Below are 19,273 nucleotides of genomic sequence, written 5' to 3'. Positions count from 1 at the left end.
CATAAGCAAATCACGTTTTATTAAAACGTATTCTGAAACAGAGTCGGTCTTTTTTAAACCGAACTTCCGTTTTGGGATTCAAAAAAAGATTGCAATCGGATAAGAATTCTTTAATCAAGACGGACCTCGGGAATTCGTATAACGCGGCCGTAAACGATAAGGAAGTTGAGATATGTCTGAAAAATCTTGGGTAAAAAATATTCCCAATTCGATTACCTTTTGCCGGGTTCTCCTGTTTCCCGTTTTGATTTATTTTGTCTTCCGAGAAGAAAGAATTCTTTTTTCATGGATTTTCTTTTTTGCCTTATTGTCCGATATCCTAGACGGCCTTCTCGCGAGAGTTTTAAAAGTACAATCGGCTTTTGGCGCGAGATTGGATTCGATCGCGGACCTTTTGACTTTTGTTTCTGGAATTTACGGAATTCTAATATTCGAACCGTCTTTTGTGTCGAATTATCTTTCGTGGATTGCGACCGTATTGGGTTTGTATTTTGCTGAGATGATTTATTCGCTTATCAAATTTTCATCCATTTCCAGTTTCCACACGTATGCGAGCCGGGTGGCGGCATATGCGCTTGGAATTTTATTTATGACGTTGTTTTGGTTCGGAGCTTGGAGTCCGCTCCTCTATCTTTCCTTTTTTCTTTGTTGTTTCGCTTACGCGGAAGAAATCGTGATTCTATTTTATCTAAAAGAACTAAAACCGAACGTTCGAGGAATGTATTGGATATGGAAACAAAACAAGAACGTTTTGCAATCTTAAACGGGAAGAGCGGTTCAAAGAACCAAACCGAAAATCTTATTTTAAGAACCTATTTGGAAGGAAACGGAATTCCCTGCAGAATAACCGATTTTCCCGGACACGCCAAAGAGATCGTTAGAGAAAGATCCGATGTTCATGAAATTATAGTGGTAGGAGGCGATGGAACGTTACACGAGGTTCTTTCCTCTTTACGTTTTCCTTTTCCAAAAATCCGCTTAGTTCCCGCAGGAACGGGAAATTCTCTTGCGAGAGATCTTGGTCTTGGAAGTTGGAGAATGTCCTTAGAAAAATTGGTCTGGGGCAAGGAATTAAAGATCGATTTGATGAGTTTAAAAATAAAGACAATGGAAGAATCTTTTTTGTGTGTTTCGGCGAGTACGGTTTGTTTTGGATTTCCTGCGAAGGTGACTCAGATGGCGAATCGATCATTTAAACGTTTTCGAAAATTCTGTTATCCGATTGCGGCCGGTCTCGGATCTTTTGTGAATACTCGGGAATCTTATCTGATATCTTACGATCGATTTCCTGCGGAGAAAAAATCTCTTTCCGGAGGAATTATCAATAACAGTAAACACGTCGCAAACTTTGTCGCCTTTCCGAACGCGGAACTTTGGGATGGAAAATTCGACGTCGCCGAACTCGACGCAGGAAGTATCAAACAATCCATCCACAATCTTTCCATCTTGAGCAAAACTTATCTTTACGATCCGCCAAACCGTCTAAAGGCGATCGCTTCTACCGTAAAGTACGAACGTCCCGGTCTTCTGATGGTGGACGGAGAAATTTATGAAAATGTAATGGAGTTTTCCGTAAAAATTCTGCCGGGAGCCTTGAGGATTCATTCGCTTGGATAGGGAAGTTTTACCGATTTTTCTTTTTATCCTCGGAAGTTTTTTGACCGGCGGTATTTGGTTTTTTATTTCCGGACGAAATCGAGATAGTGCAGAAAGGAAAAAAAGGACCGCAAAGTATTGGTCTTACGCGGGAATCGTAGTCGGTGCAACGTTTCTTTCTACGTTAGGCGGAATATATTGGTTTCTTTTTTGTTTTTTGATTTCGATCGGCGCGATTTTTGAAATCGGAAAAACCGTTTTAAATTTTTCGTTACCGTTACGAATCCTTACGATATGGATCGGATTGTTTATACTGCTTTTATTTTGCGGAAGCGGTTTTCTATTTTCAAATCGAGTTCTGGTTTTGACTTATCTCAGTGTCGCCGTTTTTGACGCGTTCAGTCAGCTTACTGGTCAGAGTTTTGGAAAAACTAAAATGGCCCCTCGAATCAGTCCGAACAAAACCTGGGAAGGATTTGCTGGCGGAACATTTTTTGCGATGTTGTTCGGAGTTTTTTTCTTCTCGGTTATCGGTAAGAATGGAATCGATTCTTTTCCGTTTACAATAGGAATTGCGTTGTCGAGTTTGAGCGGGGATTTAAGCGCGAGTTGGCTAAAGAGAAAAGCTAAGATCAAAGACTATTCCAATCTTCTTCCGGGTCACGGCGGGATTTTGGACCGCTTCGATTCTTTGATCTTTACTTTGGCGGTTTTTGTTTTGTTAAACGAATTGAAAGTTTGTTCCATCTATCTCTAAAAAATCTGCGTTATTCCGATTCTCCGAAAGAAAGAACCTTTGTAGGGCAGTTTACGACACAAGCCGAACAACGGACGCACTGAACATTGTCCATCGGGATTCCTTTGTTCGCGTAGCTCATAACGTCAATTCCCTGGTGACAGACCTTTGTGCAGATATTGCAGGAAATACATTTTTTCTTTTCGGAAAAGATACGAAACCTGCTAAATCTTGCATATATATGCATGAGCGCCGAAAGCGGGCAAAAAAAACGGCACCAAACTCGACCGCTTAGAAAAAAATAAGCGCCTACTCCGACTACGCCGGCTAACATCAAATCGACGACGACGTCGTAGACTTTTTTTCCGTGATCTCCGATACTTCCTAAAACGTGTGTAAAAGGAAACCAAGAAGAAAGGAAAATTTCGCTTAACTTTAAAATCGTAATGATCGTCGCAAAAAGAAGAATCCATTGTCCCGCGTTTTCCAATCGGTTTGCGAGTTTTCCATGAGGCATCTTTGTTCTTGTTTCGTCTCCCAAGGTCTCGGCCAGCCCGCCGCAGGAACAGATCCATCCGCAGTAGGCGCCCTTTCCGAAACGATAGACGAGATACGGGATCACAGCGAACGTTTGTAAAATTCCGTATAACAACCAGAAGGTGGTAATCCCGGTATTGTAGAAAATTCCCATGTTCAGAGGCCACGCGAGAATGAGTCCGTATGCGTTCCAATATGCGCCGTAGGGAAAAACTTGAGTCAGTAAGAATCCGTTCGGATCTCCTAAAAGATTGTTTTGTCCTAAGAATGGAAGGATGATTTCGGGTAAAAGAAAGAGGGGAAATACTTGGATTAGAATTAAGGTCCAGGTTTGCCTGCGGATATACTTTGTCGGTCTCACTTTTATTCTTCTCAATCCGAAAGTAAGAATGGTGAGGGAATACAAAAGAGTATAGTGAAAGCCCGGTTGTTTTCCTAAAAATAGAAAATCGAAATACTTACCTCCTGCATAGACCGTAATAAAATATGCAGCCGCAGAAAATATATAAATATTTTTGAATGTGTTCCAATAATCCGAAAACAATTCTTTTCTTTTTCTAAATAGGTGAATTCCGAACGGAATTCCAAGCGTTAAAAAGGCAAACAGGGATCCGAAAGCGATCGCGGAATAAGTAGCGCTCCCATAAAACGAAGCCTTTCCAAAATAGACGACGTTTGCAAAAAGAAGCATTTCAATAAAACCGATCCAATCCCAAAATCGTTTCTGATTTTGAATTCTGAGTCCGATTTTTTTTAAAAACTCGATCGGAGCTCCGGACCCGATTTGGACTAATACGTTTGAATTAGAAATCGTCCGGGTGCCGACGTTCTTGTTTTGGGAATCGATCGTTCGGAGTTTTACTTCTTTTGCGGCGATCTCTTCCACTTCGCTTTGATTTAAGAATTCTATCTTTCCCTTTTGGACGAGGGAATCAAAACGTTCTTTATTTTCAAACTTGGGACGGACCAATTCTTTTCCTCGGTAGGAAAGACGAGTCGAGTTCGCATAATCACTGATTGCGATCGCAGCTTCTACGGCTGAGTCTCCGCCGCCGACCACGAGAACGTCTTCTCCTTCAAAGTCCTTCGGGTCGATCAGCCGATGATAGACTTTCGGTAATTCTTCTCCCGGTACTTTGAGATTTCCTGCGTCACCGCTTTTACCGATCGCGAGGATGATTTCCTTTGTAAGAAATTTTTTTCCATTTTCACAGAAGACAGAAAAGCCTGATTCTTCCTTCCGAATCCGGATCACTCTGGCTCCGACTTCCAGAGGTAGATCCCATTTTTTGAGAGAGGATTGAAGGTCTTCCAAAAGACTTTCTTTTGTTCCGTTGTGAATTTGAATTTCAGAGTGAGTTTCGACATCCTCCGGTTCGGCAAAAATCGGCTTTCCTTTCGGATAACTTTTGATCGTGTGAAACGGATCATTGGATTCTAATATTAGAAAATTATAATTTAGTTTTTTGAATTCGATTCCGGCCGAAATTCCGGATGGTCCAGCTCCGATAATCAGAACGTCGTAGGCCGGATTTTCCTCTTTTTTAGATCGCGAGTAATTTCCGTTTTTCTTTTCAATTTCTTGAACCACTTTGTATCCGCTTTCCACGGCGAATTTAAGAAGAGGTAATCCGGTAAGATCTCCGATCACACGGATTCCGGGAACCGAACTCTCGAAAGAATCGGTCACCTCCGGATAGATTTCGACCGGTCCTTCGGGAGCGTCGTTGTACAACCAGGAAAAGTAACGGGAGAGGAAGGGAATCTGTATCTTCATGGTTTTGCCTTTTGTTCGGGGATCGGATGCCGTTTTCAAATCGTTTTTGCTTCCAATAACCGAAGGTCGCTTTCGTTTTATGATTCTATTCCATTCTTTAAAAGTTACAAGGTTTTTTCAAAAACGGTTTCTTCTGGAAAGAAAGATATTTAGAAAATTCTAATATACCAGGCAGTTTGTTCAATGTTTTGATTTTTGGTTCAAGAAAGAACGGAGTTTGTTGCGGCTTTTTCCTTTGGAACGAGGGGGCGATTCGATTTTATCCTGAGACGGGTTTCCAGTTGCAGCAGGCCATTTTACGGAACTTTGCCGAAACGATGGTCGACGTTATGGAGAGGTTAGAAAGTCCGTTCTTTTTTGGATCAAAAAGTAAGAACACCCTCTTTTTTCAATTTCAAAAATACATTCAGAAAAGTGAATATATTTCTGCACTAAAAAACTCCGGAAATTCTAAACTAAAAAGGAAGAAAAGGGAAAATCGCCGAATTTTGCGGGGAAATTCGGTATGGAGCTTGTCGGGATCGAACCGACGACCTTCTGAATGCAAATCAGATGCTCTCCCAGCTGAGCTAAAGCCCCTTTTTCAATACCGGATGGGCCTGATGTGATTTGAACACATGACCCCACGCTTATCAAGCGTGTGCTCTAACCAGCTGAGCTACAGGCCCGGTAAGAGACATGTTTTTAATTGAGTTCTCAAAAGCAACAGTTTTTTAAGAAAAAAACGTTCTCGGTTTTGAAACTAAAACCCGTCTCTTCGATAAACTCGGATCTGATGATCTAAAAAATCCGAAATCACAAGATAACGATTGTCCGGCGAAACATCGAGACCGGTGGGTTGATTCCCTGCTTCCCAAAATTCTTTGACCGTATCGGTTGTTGTGTCGATGACATAGACCCTTCCAAGGACGTGCCCTTTTTTGAGATAACCTTCGGTTGGATTGTTCGGGCCTCGGCAAGAAACATAAAGATACTTTCCATCGGGAGAGAGAGCAATCGTATTCGGTTTATCGAATACTGGAATCGACTTCTGAACTTTTTTTTCCTTGAGATCGTAGACTTCAACTTTGCTACAACACATATCGGAGACGTAGATTTTATTTTCTTCCCGGCCCGGAACGATATGTCTTTTGTTGCCGGGAGGGCCGATCGTATCGATGAGTTTTTCTTTTTCCATCGAATAGATTCCCAATCTTCCGCCGCTCGATTCCTGATTGCTTGCTGAGAACTGGGCGATATACAACTCCTTTCCGTCTTTGGAAAGAAGAAGCCCTCTAGGAAGTCCGATCTTATCAGTCTTACGAATTTCGGTTTTTGTTTTTCTATCGATCACCGATATGTCTTCGCTGATCCAATTGGAACAATAGACAAGATCTCTCGTCGGATCGTAGAGAAGAATTTTGGACCACTTTCCCGAAAGATCGATTGTCGCTTTATACGCGAGAGTTTTTAAATCGAAGACGTGTACGGCGTTCGCCTGCATCTGACTCACCCAGAGTTCGTTGTGTTCCGGAATCGAAATCGTTTCCACAAAGCCGAGTTTTTTTTTGTATTTTTCAGGCGGAGAAAGACGAACCGTTTCGCCGGTTTTGATATCGAGAACGTCCATTCCTTCGTCTTCCAAAAGTGGAATCGCAAGTCTTGTATTATCGATAAAACGGACGCTCTTGGGTTGTATTCCCGTTTTTAGACGCATCGTAAAACGATGGGTTACACCCTCCTTGTCCAAAGCGATCAGCTTCTCGTTTAAGTCCGCGGCGTTTTTCGCGTGATAAGAAGAATTTTGAAAACCGGGAGAAGAAAGTTTTAACTCGATTCCTTTTCCGTCCGTATAAACCGGAACTTCCATTTCGACGAGCGCGATGTTTTTATCGGTCTCCAAAACCTTAAAAGGAAGAATCTCGTCTCCCACCTTTACGACGGTTCCTTTGTAAGGATGGATGCTGAACTTTACTGAAGAGGTTCCATTCTTCTCCCGATTGGCCGGAGAGGAAATCAGCGAAGAATTTCCGCTCTCGCAACAAACGAGAAACAGAAAAATCGGAATCAGTAAAAATACGTTCGGTTTGAAAAACGACTTTCTAAATTTTGAGCTCACCTGACACTCCTTGGTAAGGGTTCTTTTTTGGTTGAATTTGATTTCCAAGGATGATATTCACCCATCGGAAAGGACGGATTAGAAAATGATAAAATGCTAATGTTATGGAAAGTACCAAAACGAGGTGAAGAAAGAATTTTTCGGCGACTCCAAAAGAACTGTGAACCACGTAAAAACCCGCGAGCAATGAAACGGGGTGGTGTACGAGATAAACGGGCAAACTAGCCGTCCTCATGTATTCCGTATATTTGTTCTTAAAGTCGAAAAACTTCTGAAAAATTCCGATCAAAAGTCGAATCATTAGCCAACCCGCCGCACACTTCAAGAAGATATGAAGAATTCTTCTCCAACTTCCCGTATAACCGAAGTAAGACCAAAATGGATCGATTCTACTGATCTCGTAAAAACCCCAGAAGCTAAAGAAGGCAAGGCTTCCCCAGATCCAAAATTTGTCCGATTGAGGTTCCAGAAGAAGAATCTCTTTTGAAACGAGAAGACTTCCGCAAAGAAAGAAAGTATAGTTGTAAACGAAGTTCACAGGTTCTATCGCATACCAGGAATCGTCTTTCATATAAAAAAGATTGATCGCACAGGTTCCTACGACGCTGATCAAAGTAAAAATCGAGATCGTCTTAAATTCTTGAAAGAACGTTTTTTGATCGGGTTCTTTTTTTAGGAACGACGAGAACGGAAGAGTGATTTTTCGGATTAAAAGATGTAAGACTGTGAACAGGATCAAAAAGTAAAGAAACCAAAGATGGGAAGGGCGAATATTCCCATTTAAGAATATTCTAAAATAGAAATCCAAATAGGAGTAATTCTCTCCCGCTTGCAAAAGAGAGATGTAAGACTGCATCGGAGCAAAAAGCAGGATTCCGATCACGGTCGGGATGAAGATCCGAAAGATCCGCATTCTTAAAAATTCTTTGAGAGTTTTGGATCGGAAGATGATCTCCGTAAAATATCCGGATAAAAAGAAGAACAGCGGCATTCTGAAAATGTGCACCCATTCTCCGAATACGTCGAAGATTTCGGATCGTTCTTCGTTTCGGAGCGGATATTTAATTTCGGCCGCGTAGACGATCGCTACGTGAAATACAAGTCCGAGCAAAAGGGCAAAGGATCGAAGATTGTCTAAGTAAAAGAGTCGTTTTCTATTATTTTCTTTCACTACTAAGGATTGATTTCGGTTCAAGCATCCACCGTATATTTAAAAAGCGCTTCGCGTATAATCAATGTGGAAGGATCCTCTTTTCGTTGTTCCACCATCTTGTCTTTTACCAATAGACTGATGGCGTGAACCAAGTCTTGATGTTCCAGGCCCACTCTTAATATCGCCCATTTCATAAAATGATTGAGATGAATTCGATACGAGGCTCCGTCTTGTTCTCCGTGTGTCTGAGAAAAATTGATAAGAGCGGAAGTTACTAAATTTTTCTTGTCGGCTTTTAACAAAGACGCGATGGTTTTGTTGGTCTCTCTCAATCGTGAAGAAAGAATTTTCACGATCTTCATCGAAAAACCTGGATTGGTTTTTATAAGATTAAAAAAGGCGCCTTCGTTGATCGCGATGAGCGAAACGTCGGTTCGTGCGACCGCTCTCGCGCTCCGAGGGGTTTTATCGATCAGTGCCATTTCGCCGAACATATCTCCCTCTTTTAATTCTACGAGGAGTTTATAAGCTTCCTTTACTTTTTTGTGAATGCCTACCTTTCCTTTTACGATCAGATACATTACTTCCGCATCCTGATTTTCTTCAAAGATAATGTCCGATTCTTTGTATTCAACGCCCAGTTTATGGACCATGGATTCAGATATTTTCATAGTTCTTGGGTGACCTTATTTATAATTTAAGAAGAATTTTGATCTAAGTGCGATTTGAAATTTTTCCGAGAGGTCTGCACCAGCTTCATTCGTTGTCGAACCAGAATCAATCAAAATCTATAGACGGATTTTTGCAGTGAAAATGGCAAAATCCCGTATTTTGATTTTATAAGAAATTAAGGCGAATCATAAGATGAGTTGAAACTTATAATAGTGGAAATTCATGTTGACTCTTGGTTGGTCTCCATTATTTCTTTGGGGTCTTTAGAACCCACGATGGAGGAAGCATGAGCAGGAATCGGATTCTCTCTCTGTTTTTAATTCTCATTTTATTTGGAATTGTATTTTATACTTTCAAATCTTCTCCGATTGATCCGGTGGCTTACTCGCCGCCGCCACCTCCTGCGATGGAAGGAGCCTTTGCCCCCAATCAGTTGTTAGCCGATGCGGAATGGATCGCCCCGGGAAAAATACAAGGCCCTGAAGATATGGAAGTGGACGATCTTGGTAACGTTTACGCTTCTTGCGAGAATGGAAAGATCCTACTCATTTCTCCCGAAGGGACCATTAAAGCGCACGCGGCAACGGGAGGGCGACCCTTGGGAAGTAAACTTCTGGCGGACGGGCGTTTGATCGTTGCCGATGCGGACAAGGGTCTTTTGGAGATCGGCAGGAAGGGGGAGATCAGGGTTCTGAGTACGGAAGTCGACGGTCTTCCGTTTCGTTTTACGGACGATCTCGACGTGGCCAAGGACGGAACCGTTTATTTTTCGGACGCATCGGATAAATACGGAAGCGGGGAGTATCTTTATGACTTGATGGAAGCGAGACCGAACGGACGACTCTTGAAATACGATCCGTCCACCGGAAAGACCCATGTTTTGTTAAAAGAATTATACTTTGCTAATGGGATTGCGCTTTCTCAAAATGAGGATTTCGTTTTGGTCAATGAAACTTACCGGTATAGAATTCGACGTTATTGGCTCAAAGGACCGAAAGCGGGTCAGAATGATTTTTTTATAGAGAATCTTCCCGGGTTTCCGGATAATATTTCCTCGGACGGCAACGGAACCTTTTATCTCGCGCTTTTTACGGTTCGGAATTCTTTGATGGATTCCGTCTTACATCCGCGTCCGGGTCTCAAATCCTTTATCGCAAAACTTCCGAAATTTCTTTGGCCGAAAGCTCAACCTTACGGATTTGTTCTTCTTCTGGATGAGAAAGGGATTCCTCTTAGGAGTTTTCAAGAGCCGAGCGGAAAACATCTGAAAGCAATTACTTCGGTAAAATATAAAAATGGTTTTCTCTATTTAGGGAGTCTTCACAATGATCGAATCGGAAAATACAAATTGAATCCGTAGTCGAACACGATTGCGGAAAACGATTCCATCAAGAAAAAAGAATGAAGAAAAAAAAGAAATTTCCTTTCGAGACGGAGGCGACCTTGCAGTTGATGTCGGCGATTTCGGATCCGGTGAAACTCAAGATCGCAAAAATTCTTTCTTGTCACCGGGAAGTTAAAGCGGGCGATATCGCGAAGGAATTCGACATTTCAAGAACTACAATCTCCCATCATTTAAACAAGATGAAACTTCTAAATCTCGTTTCTTCCCGAAAGGAAGGAAAGGAGATCTATTACTCCGTTGATAAAACCCTGATCGTAGATACTCTAAAAGAAGTTGTAAAATTTTTGGAAACCTAAAAGGATTGCGATATGTCGATGAGTGTGAACATATAAAAATATAGGGCGCCGATTTTTAAGGGAGGAAAGGATGGATTTTTCAATACCACCGGAAGTGGAAGAGGTTAAAAAAAGAATTCGGGATTTTGTAGAAAACTATGCGATTCCCGCAGAGGATCATTACGATTACGATCATGGAAGAATGCCCGAGAAAGTCACCGAAGAACTGAGAAAAAAAGTTAAAGAACTCGGGCTCTGGACTCCGCATCTTCCAAAATCCGAAGGTGGACTCGGCTTGGATATGGTCGGAACGGCGATCATATTCTCCGAACTCGGTAGGTCTCCGATCGCGCCTTATCTCTGCAACTGCGACGCGCCCGACGAGGGGAATATGCATCTTTTGCATATCGCCGCCAACAAAGAACAAAAAGAAAAATATTATTATCCGCTAACACAAGGTAAGATTCGTTCCGCATTCGCGATGACCGAACCTCCTCCGGGTGCGGGAGCCGATCCTCAAACTCTTTTTACAAACGCGGTCAAAGACGGAAACGAATACGTCATCAACGGACACAAATGGTATTGTACGGGCGCGAACGGCGCGGCTTTTTTGATCGTGATGTCCAAGGTCGCGGATTCTTTTAGAAGGACTACGATGTTTCTCGTTCCGACCGACGCTCCGGGATATACGATGGTGAGAGAGATAGGAGTGATGGGTTCTCACGGACCGGGCGGTCATTGCGAATTAAAATTTGAAAACGTAAGAGTTCCCGAATCCGCGATTCTCGGAAGAGTGGGCGAAGGTTTTAAATGGTCCCAAGAACGTCTCGGTCCCGCTCGTCTAACACACTGTATGCGCTGGCTCGGACTTGCAAGAAGGTCGATTGAAATCGCGAGAGAATACGCTCTCAAAAGACAGGTTTTCGGACAAAGAATCGCGGATCATCAGGGAATTCAATGGATGTTTGCGGAATCCGCGCTCGAGATTGAATCGGGATATATGCTCACTCTAAAAGCCGCTCACACTCTCAGAGCCGGAGAAGACGCGAGACAAATCATTTCCATGGCAAAATGGAGCGTTTCCGAAACTCTTTGTAAGGTGATCGACCGTGCGATTCAAATCTGCGGATCTCACGGATACGGAAGAGATATGAAATTGGAACTGTTTTATAGGGATGCGAGGGCCGCAAGGATCGCCGACGGACCGAGCGAGGTTCACAAGATGGTGATCGGAAGAAATTTGGTGAGCGGGAAACACGAATTTTAGAATATTAGAATCTACTAAAACTATGAACGATACAGAATTAAAGAATGTTTTGGAAGATTATCTTTCCGGACGATTGAAGGGAAAAGCCGAAATTCACACGATGGTCTCTTTGAGCGGAGGGGCCTGCCAGGAAAACTTTCTGGCGGAGCTCAAGGTTTTAGGCGGACCGGAACAGGGGTCCTACGAAACGGTATTCCGAACGGACAAGGGCGCCGCCTTATTGGCTTCTTTGAGTCGAGAAGACGAGTTCGGAGTGTGCAATCTCGCATACGACGCCGGAGTTAAAACTCCGAGACCGTTTTGGTTGGAGACGGATCGTTCCGTTACCGGAAGTCCTTTTTACTTTATGCAAAAGATTTCCGGAAAGGCCACGGGGCGATATATCGTAAAGGACGCTTCGCTTAACAAAATCCGTAAACAACTCGCCGTCGATCTCGCCGAGAATTTAGCGAAGATCCATTCCGTAAAACCGGAAAGTTGCAAGGACGAGAAGTTAAAAAAAGTTCTCTGGATGGGACAGGATCCGAAAGACAAAGTGGTCGCGACCGGATCGATTCATTCTCTTCGTTTGGAATTGGATAGAATGAAGGAAAGTTATCCCGCCATGGAGATGATTCTCAACTGGTTGGAAAAAAAAGCGAAACCGTCGGACGACGTCGTTTTGATTCACGGAGATTTTAGAACCGGAAACTTTATGGTTACCCCCGAGGGTTTGCAGGGAATCGTCGACTGGGAGTTTGCACACTGGGGAGATCGCCACGAAGATCTTACGTGGCTTTGTATGAGGGACTGGAGATTCGGAAAATTGAATAAGGAAGCGGGCGGCTTTGCCGATCGCTCCGCATTCTACGAAGCCTATGAAAAGTTCTCGGGTGTCACTTTAGATCCCGCTATGATCACATATTGGGAAGTTATGGGAAACCTCCGATGGGCGATCGGTTGTATCGGTCAAGCGGAAAGGCATCTTTCCGGAAAGGACAAAGGAATCGAACTCGCAGCCATCGGAAGAAGGGCCTGCGAGATGGAATACGAAGCGATGAGGATCATAGAAAATGCAGGATAAACCAAGTTCGACGGATCTTTTGGAAGCGATTCAGGATTTTCTAATGAAGGAAGTTCTTCCTCAGTTTAAAGAGAAGGATCTCCTTTCCTATAAAACATTAGTAAGTTGGAATATGTTGGGAGTGGTCTCGCGTGAGATCCGTTCGGGAGAAGAATTGCTCGACAAAGAAATCGCCAGACTCTCGAAACTTTTAAAAAAAGAAGGCTCTTTTCCTTCCACTCTCGATGAAAAGAAGGTTCTCGCAAATACATGGAACTTGGAACTCCGCGATAAGATCAGAAAAGAAAATTTATCCATCGAGAATTCCGAATATTGGAATCACGTAAAGGAAACGGTGCGGGAAAAAGTAGAAGTCACCAATCCAAGATTTACGACGGAAAGTTAAGTAAAAATTCATGTCCGTAGTCTATCTCGTTCGCCACGGTCAGGCCAATTCCCAAGGATCGGATTACGATCTTCTCACTCCTCACGGCAAAAAACAAGCCTTCGAACTCGGAAAGTATATGGCGACTAACGGAGAAATTCCCGATCGTATCATAACCGGAACGATGCGAAGACATTTGGAAACCGGAGAATCCTTTTTGGAAGGTGTAAAATCGATCGTGGGAGAACAGACAAAATTCTCCATAGATTCTTTTATTCGTAGAGATGCTGGTTGGAACGAATTTGCTCCGGAACTCTGGGGTTCCTATTCCAAGTTGATCGCCTCGCAAAAACCGGAATTCGAAAAAACCCTCAATCAATTCGGAAAAGTCAGACTCAAAGGCGGAATCAGATCTGCGGCTCTGTTTTTCAAATTGACCGAGGAAATTCTCAGAGTCTGGAGGGAAGGGAAGGAGGCTCCGGCAGGGATCGAAACGTATCGAAGTTTTGAGGAAAGGGTATTCAATTCTTCTAATGTTTTGTTTTCGCCTTCCGATAAGGAAAGAAATTTCATTTTTACTTCGGGGACTCCGATATCTTTAGTGTTAAATCGTCTCCTTCGCCAGGACGAGGATAGTTTTGCCTGGATGCCTTGGATATGGAACACTTCGGTAAATACGTTTCGCTGGGTGAGAGGAAAATATCTGCCGGTTTCAATCAACGGCGTCCCTCATCTGTTCGAAAAAAACGATCGCACCCTATTTTAGTTTATTTTGGGAATTATTTGATTTAGAATTTCGTTTTGTGAGTCCTTTCTATGAGAAAATGGATCGACGGAAAAAACGATTCACTTCCATAATGTCCGTCGTTTGTTTGTGAGCGATTGATGACAATACAACAAAGTCATTCTCGACCGTTGATACCGAAATCCGGAATTTGGATATTCTGGATCAGCACCGTCTTAGTATTCGTTTCTTTTTTCGGAAACTATTACTACGAAGAAAGAAACACGGACAGACTTATCGATAATATTCATTGGACGATTTCTTATCTTTGTGCGGCGGCCCTCGCGTGGATCGGTTATATCGCGGCCGAAGGTGGGATCCACCGTTTTCGGCTTTGGTTCGCCCTTGGACTCACGGCAAACGCCCTTGGACAATTTTCCTGGGCGATTCAAGTTTATTTCGATTACTACGTAACTCCCACTCCGAGCGATTATCTTTTTCCTCTGGTCGCTCCTTCTTTTGTCGCCGGCTATTATATTATAGTTATCGAATGTAATAGGGAAAGCGCCCGTGCTGTGATTCTCGACGCACTCGGTTTGACGACCGCGATTCTTACTCTTTCTTTGGCGTTGTATTTACCTCAAAGAGAAGGTGTGAGTATTCCTCAACTTCTTCCTTTGATCAATCATCCCGTTTCGTTTTTGACCGCGGCCTCGCTTGGGATTCTTTTGATTCCGCTTCTTCGTCTTCAGCCGGATCGATATTGGTTTTTATTTCTGCTAGGAATGGGGGGAACCGGATTTAGCTGGTTGGTGTGGAACGCGTTTTTTATATCCGATATTCCGCCTGACGGAACCTTGCTCAACGCGGGCTTTTCAGTTTCCGCGCTCGTAATGGGTTACGGTTCTTTGACTTGGTTTCCCAAATACAATGATAGTCCTGTTTGGGAAAGAAGATACGAAGCCGCTCTTCGGCTTTTACCCCTGTTTGAAGTTGTCGCGAGTTCTATCACGATCGTTTTAGCGGGAACTCTTCCGGGTCTTCCGGAGGGAGTAAGAATTGTTGCTTGGACAGGGACTACGATCGTCGTAGTGATTGCGAGTGTTAGACAAAGTCTTCTTGTCAGCGAGATGACCGAAACTGAACAGCAGATTCGTTCGATCAATGAAGATCTGGAAGGAATCGTCGCGAACCGCACTGAAGAATTAAGAAAAGTAAATCAATATCTTACTTCAAAGAATGAACAAGTAGTCAGCGCAATGGAAGAATTGAGAAACGCGCAAAAACAACTCATTCGCTCCGAAAAGATGGCCGTACTCGGACAGTTGGTCGCCGGGATCGCGCACGAGTTGAACACTCCTCTCGGTGCGATCGTTTCCTCCAATGAAGGAATTCGTTCCGTGTTATACGATTCTTGGGAACGGTTGTTGAGGGACTATTCGAGTTTTACCGAATCTCAAAAAACGATTTGGGAAACGTTATTCGCCAAAGGAATTTCTCCGAGAGAATTTTATGATACAAAGGAAGAGAGAAACAAAAGAAAAAAAATCTCAGTTTTGTTAGGCGAACAGGGAATCGCGGAAGGGATGCGCATTGCGGATATTCTTACAGACTTGGGGCTCGGTCCGGAAGACGTTGTAAAAATTTCGAAACTATTAAACAAGGAAAACAATCTTCTATTGATCGCGCAAAACGCGCTTTCTCTTTCGAGTCTTGCCAGAGCGAGTTTTACGATCGAAAAGGCCGCGGAAAAAGCGTCTCTCGTGATTCAAGCGTTGAAAGAATACGCATACAGGGATCGTTCCGGAACTTCAATGGGCCCGGTGGATATTCGTAAACAATTGGAGACGGTTCTTACCCTTTATTATTCGAAATACAAGACCGAGGTCGAAATTATTAGGGATATGCCGGAAACTTCGACGGTTTGGGGAAACGCGGAGGCTCTCACCCAGGTGTGGACGAACATCATCGGTAACGCGCTTTATGCGATGAATTATAAGGGAAAGATGAAAATCGGCTGTAAAAAAACTGCGACGAGTTGTGTGGTATCGATTTCCGATAGCGGATGCGGAATCGAAGACACGATTCGTGATCGTATCTTTGAACCCTTTTTTACGACAAAACCGTCCGGCGCAGGCACCGGACTCGGTCTTGATATCTGTAGAAGAATCATAGAAGATCATAACGGAAGAATATTTTTTGAAACTTCCGAGAAAGGGACCACTTTTTTCGTTTCCTTGCCGATCGAGGAACCGCAGACAATTACTGTCGAAAACAAGGTTCCATAAGAGCATTAGAAAATCCTACTTCCCTAATATGGCTTGACCTTTCTTTTTGAGTTCTTCTTCGTCTTTCTTATATTCTACCTTGTTGGGGATATCCCGGCCTTTTATAAAAGCGGGCCGTTTTGCCAATTCTTCATCCCAACGTTTTAGATTCGGAAATTCGTCCAAAGAAATTTCGACCCAGTCGTGAACGTTGACCCAGGTCCAGGTCGCTATATCGGCGATGGAGAGTTCTTTTCCGCCTAAATACTTTGTTTCTCCTAATCTTCGATTTAGTACCGAATAAAGGCGTTTGGTTTCATTTTGATATCTGGAAATCGCAAAGGGAATTTTTTCCGGTGCGTATTTTAAAAAAACGCCGGCTTGACCTTGCATCGGACCGACACCGCTCATCTGAAACATCAGCCACTGAATGACGACGCTCCTTTCTTTCGGATCCTTTGGTAAAAGTTTGCCGGTTTTTTCGGCGAGATAAAGAAGAATCGCGCCGGATTCAAAGACCGCGAAATCGCCGTTGTCCTTATCGATGATGGCCGGAATCCTTCCGTTTGGATTGATTTTTAAATACCATTCTTCCTTTTGTTCCAGTTTTCCGAAATCGATGGGATGAACCGTATAAGGGATTTCTAATTCTTCCAAAAGAATCGAAACCTTTCTTCCGTTTGGCGTCGAGGCCGTATATAATTCTATCAATGACATTCTCCTTTGATTTTTGAAATCCGAGAGGACTATCTTTATTAGACTCGTTCCAGTATAAATGTATTTTAAAAAGTTACAAATAGAAGGCGATCATTGATTTTTTTTGACGCGGTTTTCGACCAACAATTTTGTTGGTGCGGGCAATCGTTTGAAATCCGGGAATTCTTATTAAAATAGGCGGTATGGCATGGATCTATCTCATCGTCGCTTCCGCTTTTGAAATCGGCTTTACTACTTGTCTGAAACTTTTCGAAAATTTTTCAAAACCGTTTTGGACCATAGGTTTCGGAATCTCCGCGATTTTGAGTCTTGTATTTTTAAACAAAACAATTCAGACGATTTCTATGGGAACGGGATACGCGGTTTGGACGGGATTGGGTGCAGTGGGAACCGTTCTCGTCGGAATCCTACTTCACGGGGAGCCGATGGATTTTTGGAGAGGATTTTTTCTTTCCACCTTGATTCTTTCCGTTCTGGGTTTAAAATTTCTCGTAGCCGAGTAGATTCGAATCCGTCCTTATCCTAAGAAATATTATAAACTTAGAATATTCTAAAATTTATATTTTAGACAAGTTTTTCGAGACTTCGGCTTTTTGCGGATTGTGGTAAAGCCAAAGTCTCTCTGCAGACGACTTATGTTTCTTTTAGTTCCGCGTTTGCCTTGATAAGTTTGAGACGTTTTCGGATTTCCTTTCCGCGTTTCTGATTTACTTCCAAAACTTGAAGAAGGATATCGATCGGAAAGACGGTTCCTTGGAACATTCTTTTCATCGTTCTTTCGGACATATCATACCAGCGGGCTTTGGACGAAACCAGGAGTTCCCCCGTTTTGACGAGATGAATGGTCGCTTTTGTATAAAGCCTTCTTCTTCTTACCATCGTCACCCAACAACGAACTTCGACATCTTCTTGAAGAGGAACCGCTTTGTGATAACGCATATACAATTGATCGGTCATAACAAAATGGCCGAGATGAAAACAAAGGACACCTTGAGCTTCGTCGAGAAGCGTTGCGAGAACGCCGCCGTGCGCGTAACCGGGAGCTCCTTCGAATGATTTTTCTATTTTAAAAGGAAAACGAACTTCGCCGCTTTCTTCGTGAAAAGGAAAGTTTGCGTGGATCCCTTTGGGGTTATCAGGACCACAACCAAAACAGTTTTTGTGATGCCAGTCTTGTCCGTTTTGACTGGCTTTGATCTCCCGGTAGATTGTCTCAGGTTCCATTATTTTCCTCCGGAAGGAATTTGGATTCTTATCTTAGTTTCGTTCTAGCAAAGGAAACGATTCTTCTTCCATGAAAAAATCGGAGGATATGGATTCAAGTGAGAAAAGGAAGAAAATTTCAAAGATCGGAGGTTGTTCTTTTCTTCGATCGGAAGAAGTTCGGACCGGAATTTTGATTCTTCCTCAATTCACCTTGACTGCGATCTTTGCGATCTTATTCTACGTTGCGTTTCATCAAGGGAGAATTTTTCATGAAAGCCGCAATCTTAGAATCCGGAAAAAGAAGTTTAGAGATCCGAGACGTCGCCGTTCCCAACGTAGGTTCGAACCAGGTAAAAGTAAAAATCAAAGCCTGTGGAATCTGCGGTTCCGACGTCCATCTTGTAGTTCATGGAACGCTCAAGTGTAAACACTTTCCGAGAGTTCCCGGTCACGAATCCTCCGGCGTTGTCGAAGAAGTTGGAGAGAATGTAAGTCGGTTTAAAAAAGGAGATCGTGTTGTGATCGCCGCCGGAACTTCCTGCGGAGTCTGCGCTTATTGTAAAGCGGGTCATGAAAATCTTTGTAAAGACTTGGGAGTTTTTGGTTTTGATCGGGACGGAAGTTTCGCCGAATACAACGTGGTGGAGGATCGTTATCTCTATTCATTGCCGGATGAGATTCCATTCGATCAAGGTGCGATTCTTGCCGACGCTGTTTCCACTCCGTATCACGCGATTCGTTATCGGGGAAACATCGTGGACGGAGATACGGTTGCGATCTTCGGATGCGGCGGTTTGGGAATTCACGCGGTTGCAGTCGCAAGAGCTCTTACGAGCGGAAAGGTGATCGCCCTCGACGTGGACAAAGGGCCTCTTGAAAACGCGGTAAAATACGGCGCCGACGAAGTCATCAATCTAAAAGAAGTGAGAAATCCGGGTAAGGCTTTGAAAGAAGTGAGCAAAGGAGTGGATTTGCTCGCTGACTTTTCGGGTTATATGTCCAATATTGAGGAATCTTTAAGAGCGATGAATCCGGGAGGAAAAATCGTTCTTGTAGGAATCGGAAGACAACCTTTGAAATTTCAGATTCCTTTTATACTCATAGAAAAGATGATTTCGGTTTCCGGATCTTACGGCTCTGATAGGAGAGCGATCCCCGAGTTGATCGACTTGTATCTAAAGGGAAAAATCAACCTCACACATTCCATCACTTCCCATCATCCATTAGAAGAATTGAATGAATGCCTGGAAGCATTGGACGAAAGAAAAGGAAACCCGATCCGATTTATCATTCAACCGGGTTGAATTTTAGTTCGGACTTCGTGTAATCGAATTCGTTTTAAAAATAGAATCTTAAAATAAAACCGCTTCTGGAAAATTTCAGCCTTGGATTTTAGGAATCCTATTCTTCGTAAGT

General features: G+C 43.1%; 18 protein-coding genes and 2 tRNA genes. 12 read left to right on the top strand and 8 right to left on the bottom strand.

The genetic code is table 11. The annotated features are described in order from the left end of the window. Positions 1–172: 172 nt before the first annotated feature. The 3 genes from JWG44_RS02735 to JWG44_RS02725 are packed head-to-tail and all read left to right on the top strand — an operon-like array spanning position 173 to position 2,353. The gene (locus JWG44_RS02735) at positions 173–763 is read left to right on the top strand and encodes a CDP-alcohol phosphatidyltransferase family protein (protein WP_205273421.1); all 591 of its coding nucleotides are present in this window, start codon (positions 173–175) and stop codon (positions 761–763) included. Continuing rightward, on the top strand, positions 730–1,617 hold the full coding sequence (locus tag JWG44_RS02730) for a diacylglycerol/lipid kinase family protein (protein WP_205273420.1): 888 nt from the start codon (positions 730–732) through the stop codon (positions 1,615–1,617). Before JWG44_RS02735 ends, JWG44_RS02730 begins: the two co-directional genes overlap by 34 nt. Before the next feature lie 40 nt (positions 1,618–1,657). Then, on the top strand, positions 1,658–2,353 hold the full coding sequence (locus JWG44_RS02725) for a phosphatidate cytidylyltransferase (protein WP_205273419.1): 696 nt from the start codon (positions 1,658–1,660) through the stop codon (positions 2,351–2,353). 10 nt (positions 2,354–2,363) lie between these two features. On the opposite strand, the gene JWG44_RS02720 is transcribed toward JWG44_RS02725, so the two are convergent. The 6 genes from JWG44_RS02720 to JWG44_RS02695 form a co-directional block, all read right to left on the bottom strand. Next, a complete protein-coding gene (locus tag JWG44_RS02720; RefSeq protein WP_205273418.1) occupies positions 2,364–4,646 on the bottom strand; it encodes an NAD(P)-binding domain-containing protein in 2,283 nt (760 codons plus the stop codon). A gap of 506 nt (positions 4,647–5,152) precedes the next feature. Further along, positions 5,153–5,225, bottom strand: a tRNA-Ala gene (locus JWG44_RS02715). Positions 5,226–5,240: 15 nt separating this feature from the next. Beyond that, a tRNA-Ile gene (locus JWG44_RS02710) sits at positions 5,241–5,314 on the bottom strand. Between the two features lie 74 nt (positions 5,315–5,388). Then, positions 5,389–6,744, bottom strand: a complete 1,356-nt coding sequence (locus JWG44_RS02705; protein WP_205273417.1) for a YncE family protein — start codon at positions 6,742–6,744, stop codon at positions 5,389–5,391. Next, positions 6,728–7,915 (bottom strand): acyltransferase family protein, encoded by a 1,188-nt coding sequence (locus JWG44_RS02700; protein WP_205273416.1) that lies wholly within the window; start codon positions 7,913–7,915, stop codon positions 6,728–6,730. Before JWG44_RS02700 ends, JWG44_RS02705 begins: the two co-directional genes overlap by 17 nt. Before the next feature lie 20 nt (positions 7,916–7,935). Beyond that, positions 7,936–8,568, bottom strand: a complete 633-nt coding sequence (locus JWG44_RS02695) for a Crp/Fnr family transcriptional regulator (RefSeq protein ID WP_205273415.1) — start codon at positions 8,566–8,568, stop codon at positions 7,936–7,938. Positions 8,569–8,855: 287 nt separating this feature from the next. Here JWG44_RS02695 and JWG44_RS02690 point away from each other — a divergent pair, with 287 nt between their 5' ends. The 7 genes from JWG44_RS02690 (at position 8,856) to JWG44_RS02660 (ending at position 15,955) form a co-directional block, all read left to right on the top strand. Next, positions 8,856–9,929, top strand: coding sequence for an SMP-30/gluconolactonase/LRE family protein (locus JWG44_RS02690; protein WP_205273414.1), 1,074 nt, complete (start codon positions 8,856–8,858; stop codon positions 9,927–9,929). Positions 9,930–9,970: 41 nt separating this feature from the next. Further along, the gene (locus tag JWG44_RS02685) at positions 9,971–10,270 is read left to right on the top strand and encodes an ArsR/SmtB family transcription factor (RefSeq protein ID WP_205273413.1); all 300 of its coding nucleotides are present in this window, start codon (positions 9,971–9,973) and stop codon (positions 10,268–10,270) included. Positions 10,271–10,340: 70 nt separating this feature from the next. Beyond that, entirely contained in the window at positions 10,341–11,516 is a 1,176-nt protein-coding gene (locus JWG44_RS02680; RefSeq protein ID WP_205273412.1) for an acyl-CoA dehydrogenase family protein, read from the top strand. A gap of 22 nt (positions 11,517–11,538) precedes the next feature. After that, positions 11,539–12,579, top strand: coding sequence for a phosphotransferase family protein (locus JWG44_RS02675; protein WP_205273411.1), 1,041 nt, complete (start codon positions 11,539–11,541; stop codon positions 12,577–12,579). After that, a complete protein-coding gene (locus JWG44_RS02670) occupies positions 12,569–12,964 on the top strand; it encodes a DUF6285 domain-containing protein (RefSeq protein WP_205273410.1) in 396 nt (131 codons plus the stop codon). Before JWG44_RS02675 ends, JWG44_RS02670 begins: the two co-directional genes overlap by 11 nt. 10 nt (positions 12,965–12,974) lie before the next feature. Continuing rightward, a complete protein-coding gene (locus JWG44_RS02665) occupies positions 12,975–13,709 on the top strand; it encodes a histidine phosphatase family protein (RefSeq protein WP_205273409.1) in 735 nt (244 codons plus the stop codon). 119 nt (positions 13,710–13,828) lie between these two features. Next, positions 13,829–15,955 carry a sensor histidine kinase gene (locus tag JWG44_RS02660; protein ID WP_205273408.1) on the top strand — a complete coding sequence of 709 codons (2,127 nt, stop codon included), beginning with the start codon at positions 13,829–13,831 and terminating at the stop codon, positions 15,953–15,955. Positions 15,956–15,970: 15 nt separating this feature from the next. Here JWG44_RS02660 and JWG44_RS02655 read toward each other — a convergent pair whose 3' ends face one another. After that, positions 15,971–16,645, bottom strand: coding sequence for a glutathione S-transferase family protein (locus JWG44_RS02655; protein WP_205273407.1), 675 nt, complete (start codon positions 16,643–16,645; stop codon positions 15,971–15,973). Positions 16,646–16,833: 188 nt separating this feature from the next. Between JWG44_RS02655 and JWG44_RS02650 the strand changes: the two genes are divergently transcribed. After that, positions 16,834–17,154: a DMT family transporter gene (locus tag JWG44_RS02650; protein WP_205273406.1), complete on the top strand. Its 321-nt coding sequence runs from the start codon at positions 16,834–16,836 to the stop codon at positions 17,152–17,154. 130 nt (positions 17,155–17,284) lie between these two features. Here the strand turns inward: JWG44_RS02650 and JWG44_RS02645 are convergent, their stop codons facing one another. Then, a complete protein-coding gene (locus tag JWG44_RS02645; protein ID WP_205273405.1) occupies positions 17,285–17,875 on the bottom strand; it encodes a PaaI family thioesterase in 591 nt (196 codons plus the stop codon). Positions 17,876–18,126: 251 nt separating this feature from the next. Between JWG44_RS02645 and JWG44_RS02640 the strand changes: the two genes are divergently transcribed. Next, the gene (locus JWG44_RS02640) at positions 18,127–19,161 is read left to right on the top strand and encodes a zinc-binding dehydrogenase (RefSeq protein WP_205273404.1); all 1,035 of its coding nucleotides are present in this window, start codon (positions 18,127–18,129) and stop codon (positions 19,159–19,161) included. The last annotated feature ends 112 nt before the right edge of the window (positions 19,162–19,273 follow it).

This window comes from Leptospira ainazelensis (genome assembly GCF_016918785.1).
GTDB classification, from domain to species: domain Bacteria; phylum Spirochaetota; class Leptospiria; order Leptospirales; family Leptospiraceae; genus Leptospira; species Leptospira ainazelensis.
Note: the sequence above shows the minus strand (reverse complement) of the source record. Positions and strands in the feature narration are given on the sequence as shown.

Excerpts from the sequence above, each read along its gene's own strand:
- JWG44_RS02735 (WP_205273421.1), top strand. The coding sequence starts at position 173 with ATGTCTGAAAAATCTTGGGTAAAAAATATTCCCAATTCGATTACCTTT.
- JWG44_RS02730 (WP_205273420.1), top strand. The coding sequence starts at position 730 with ATGGAAACAAAACAAGAACGTTTTGCAATCTTAAACGGGAAGAGCGGT.
- JWG44_RS02720 (WP_205273418.1), bottom strand. The coding sequence starts at position 4,646 with ATGAAGATACAGATTCCCTTCCTCTCCCGTTACTTTTCCTGGTTGTAC.
- JWG44_RS02695 (WP_205273415.1), bottom strand. The coding sequence starts at position 8,568 with ATGAAAATATCTGAATCCATGGTCCATAAACTGGGCGTTGAATACAAA.
- JWG44_RS02690 (WP_205273414.1), top strand. The coding sequence starts at position 8,856 with ATGAGCAGGAATCGGATTCTCTCTCTGTTTTTAATTCTCATTTTATTT.
- JWG44_RS02685 (WP_205273413.1), top strand. The coding sequence starts at position 9,971 with ATGAAGAAAAAAAAGAAATTTCCTTTCGAGACGGAGGCGACCTTGCAG.
- JWG44_RS02680 (WP_205273412.1), top strand. The coding sequence starts at position 10,341 with ATGGATTTTTCAATACCACCGGAAGTGGAAGAGGTTAAAAAAAGAATT.
- JWG44_RS02675 (WP_205273411.1), top strand. The coding sequence starts at position 11,539 with ATGAACGATACAGAATTAAAGAATGTTTTGGAAGATTATCTTTCCGGA.
- JWG44_RS02670 (WP_205273410.1), top strand. The coding sequence starts at position 12,569 with ATGCAGGATAAACCAAGTTCGACGGATCTTTTGGAAGCGATTCAGGAT.
- JWG44_RS02665 (WP_205273409.1), top strand. The coding sequence starts at position 12,975 with ATGTCCGTAGTCTATCTCGTTCGCCACGGTCAGGCCAATTCCCAAGGA.
- JWG44_RS02660 (WP_205273408.1), top strand. The coding sequence starts at position 13,829 with ATGACAATACAACAAAGTCATTCTCGACCGTTGATACCGAAATCCGGA.
- JWG44_RS02650 (WP_205273406.1), top strand. The coding sequence starts at position 16,834 with ATGGCATGGATCTATCTCATCGTCGCTTCCGCTTTTGAAATCGGCTTT.
- JWG44_RS02645 (WP_205273405.1), bottom strand. The coding sequence starts at position 17,875 with ATGGAACCTGAGACAATCTACCGGGAGATCAAAGCCAGTCAAAACGGA.
- JWG44_RS02640 (WP_205273404.1), top strand. The coding sequence starts at position 18,127 with ATGAAAGCCGCAATCTTAGAATCCGGAAAAAGAAGTTTAGAGATCCGA.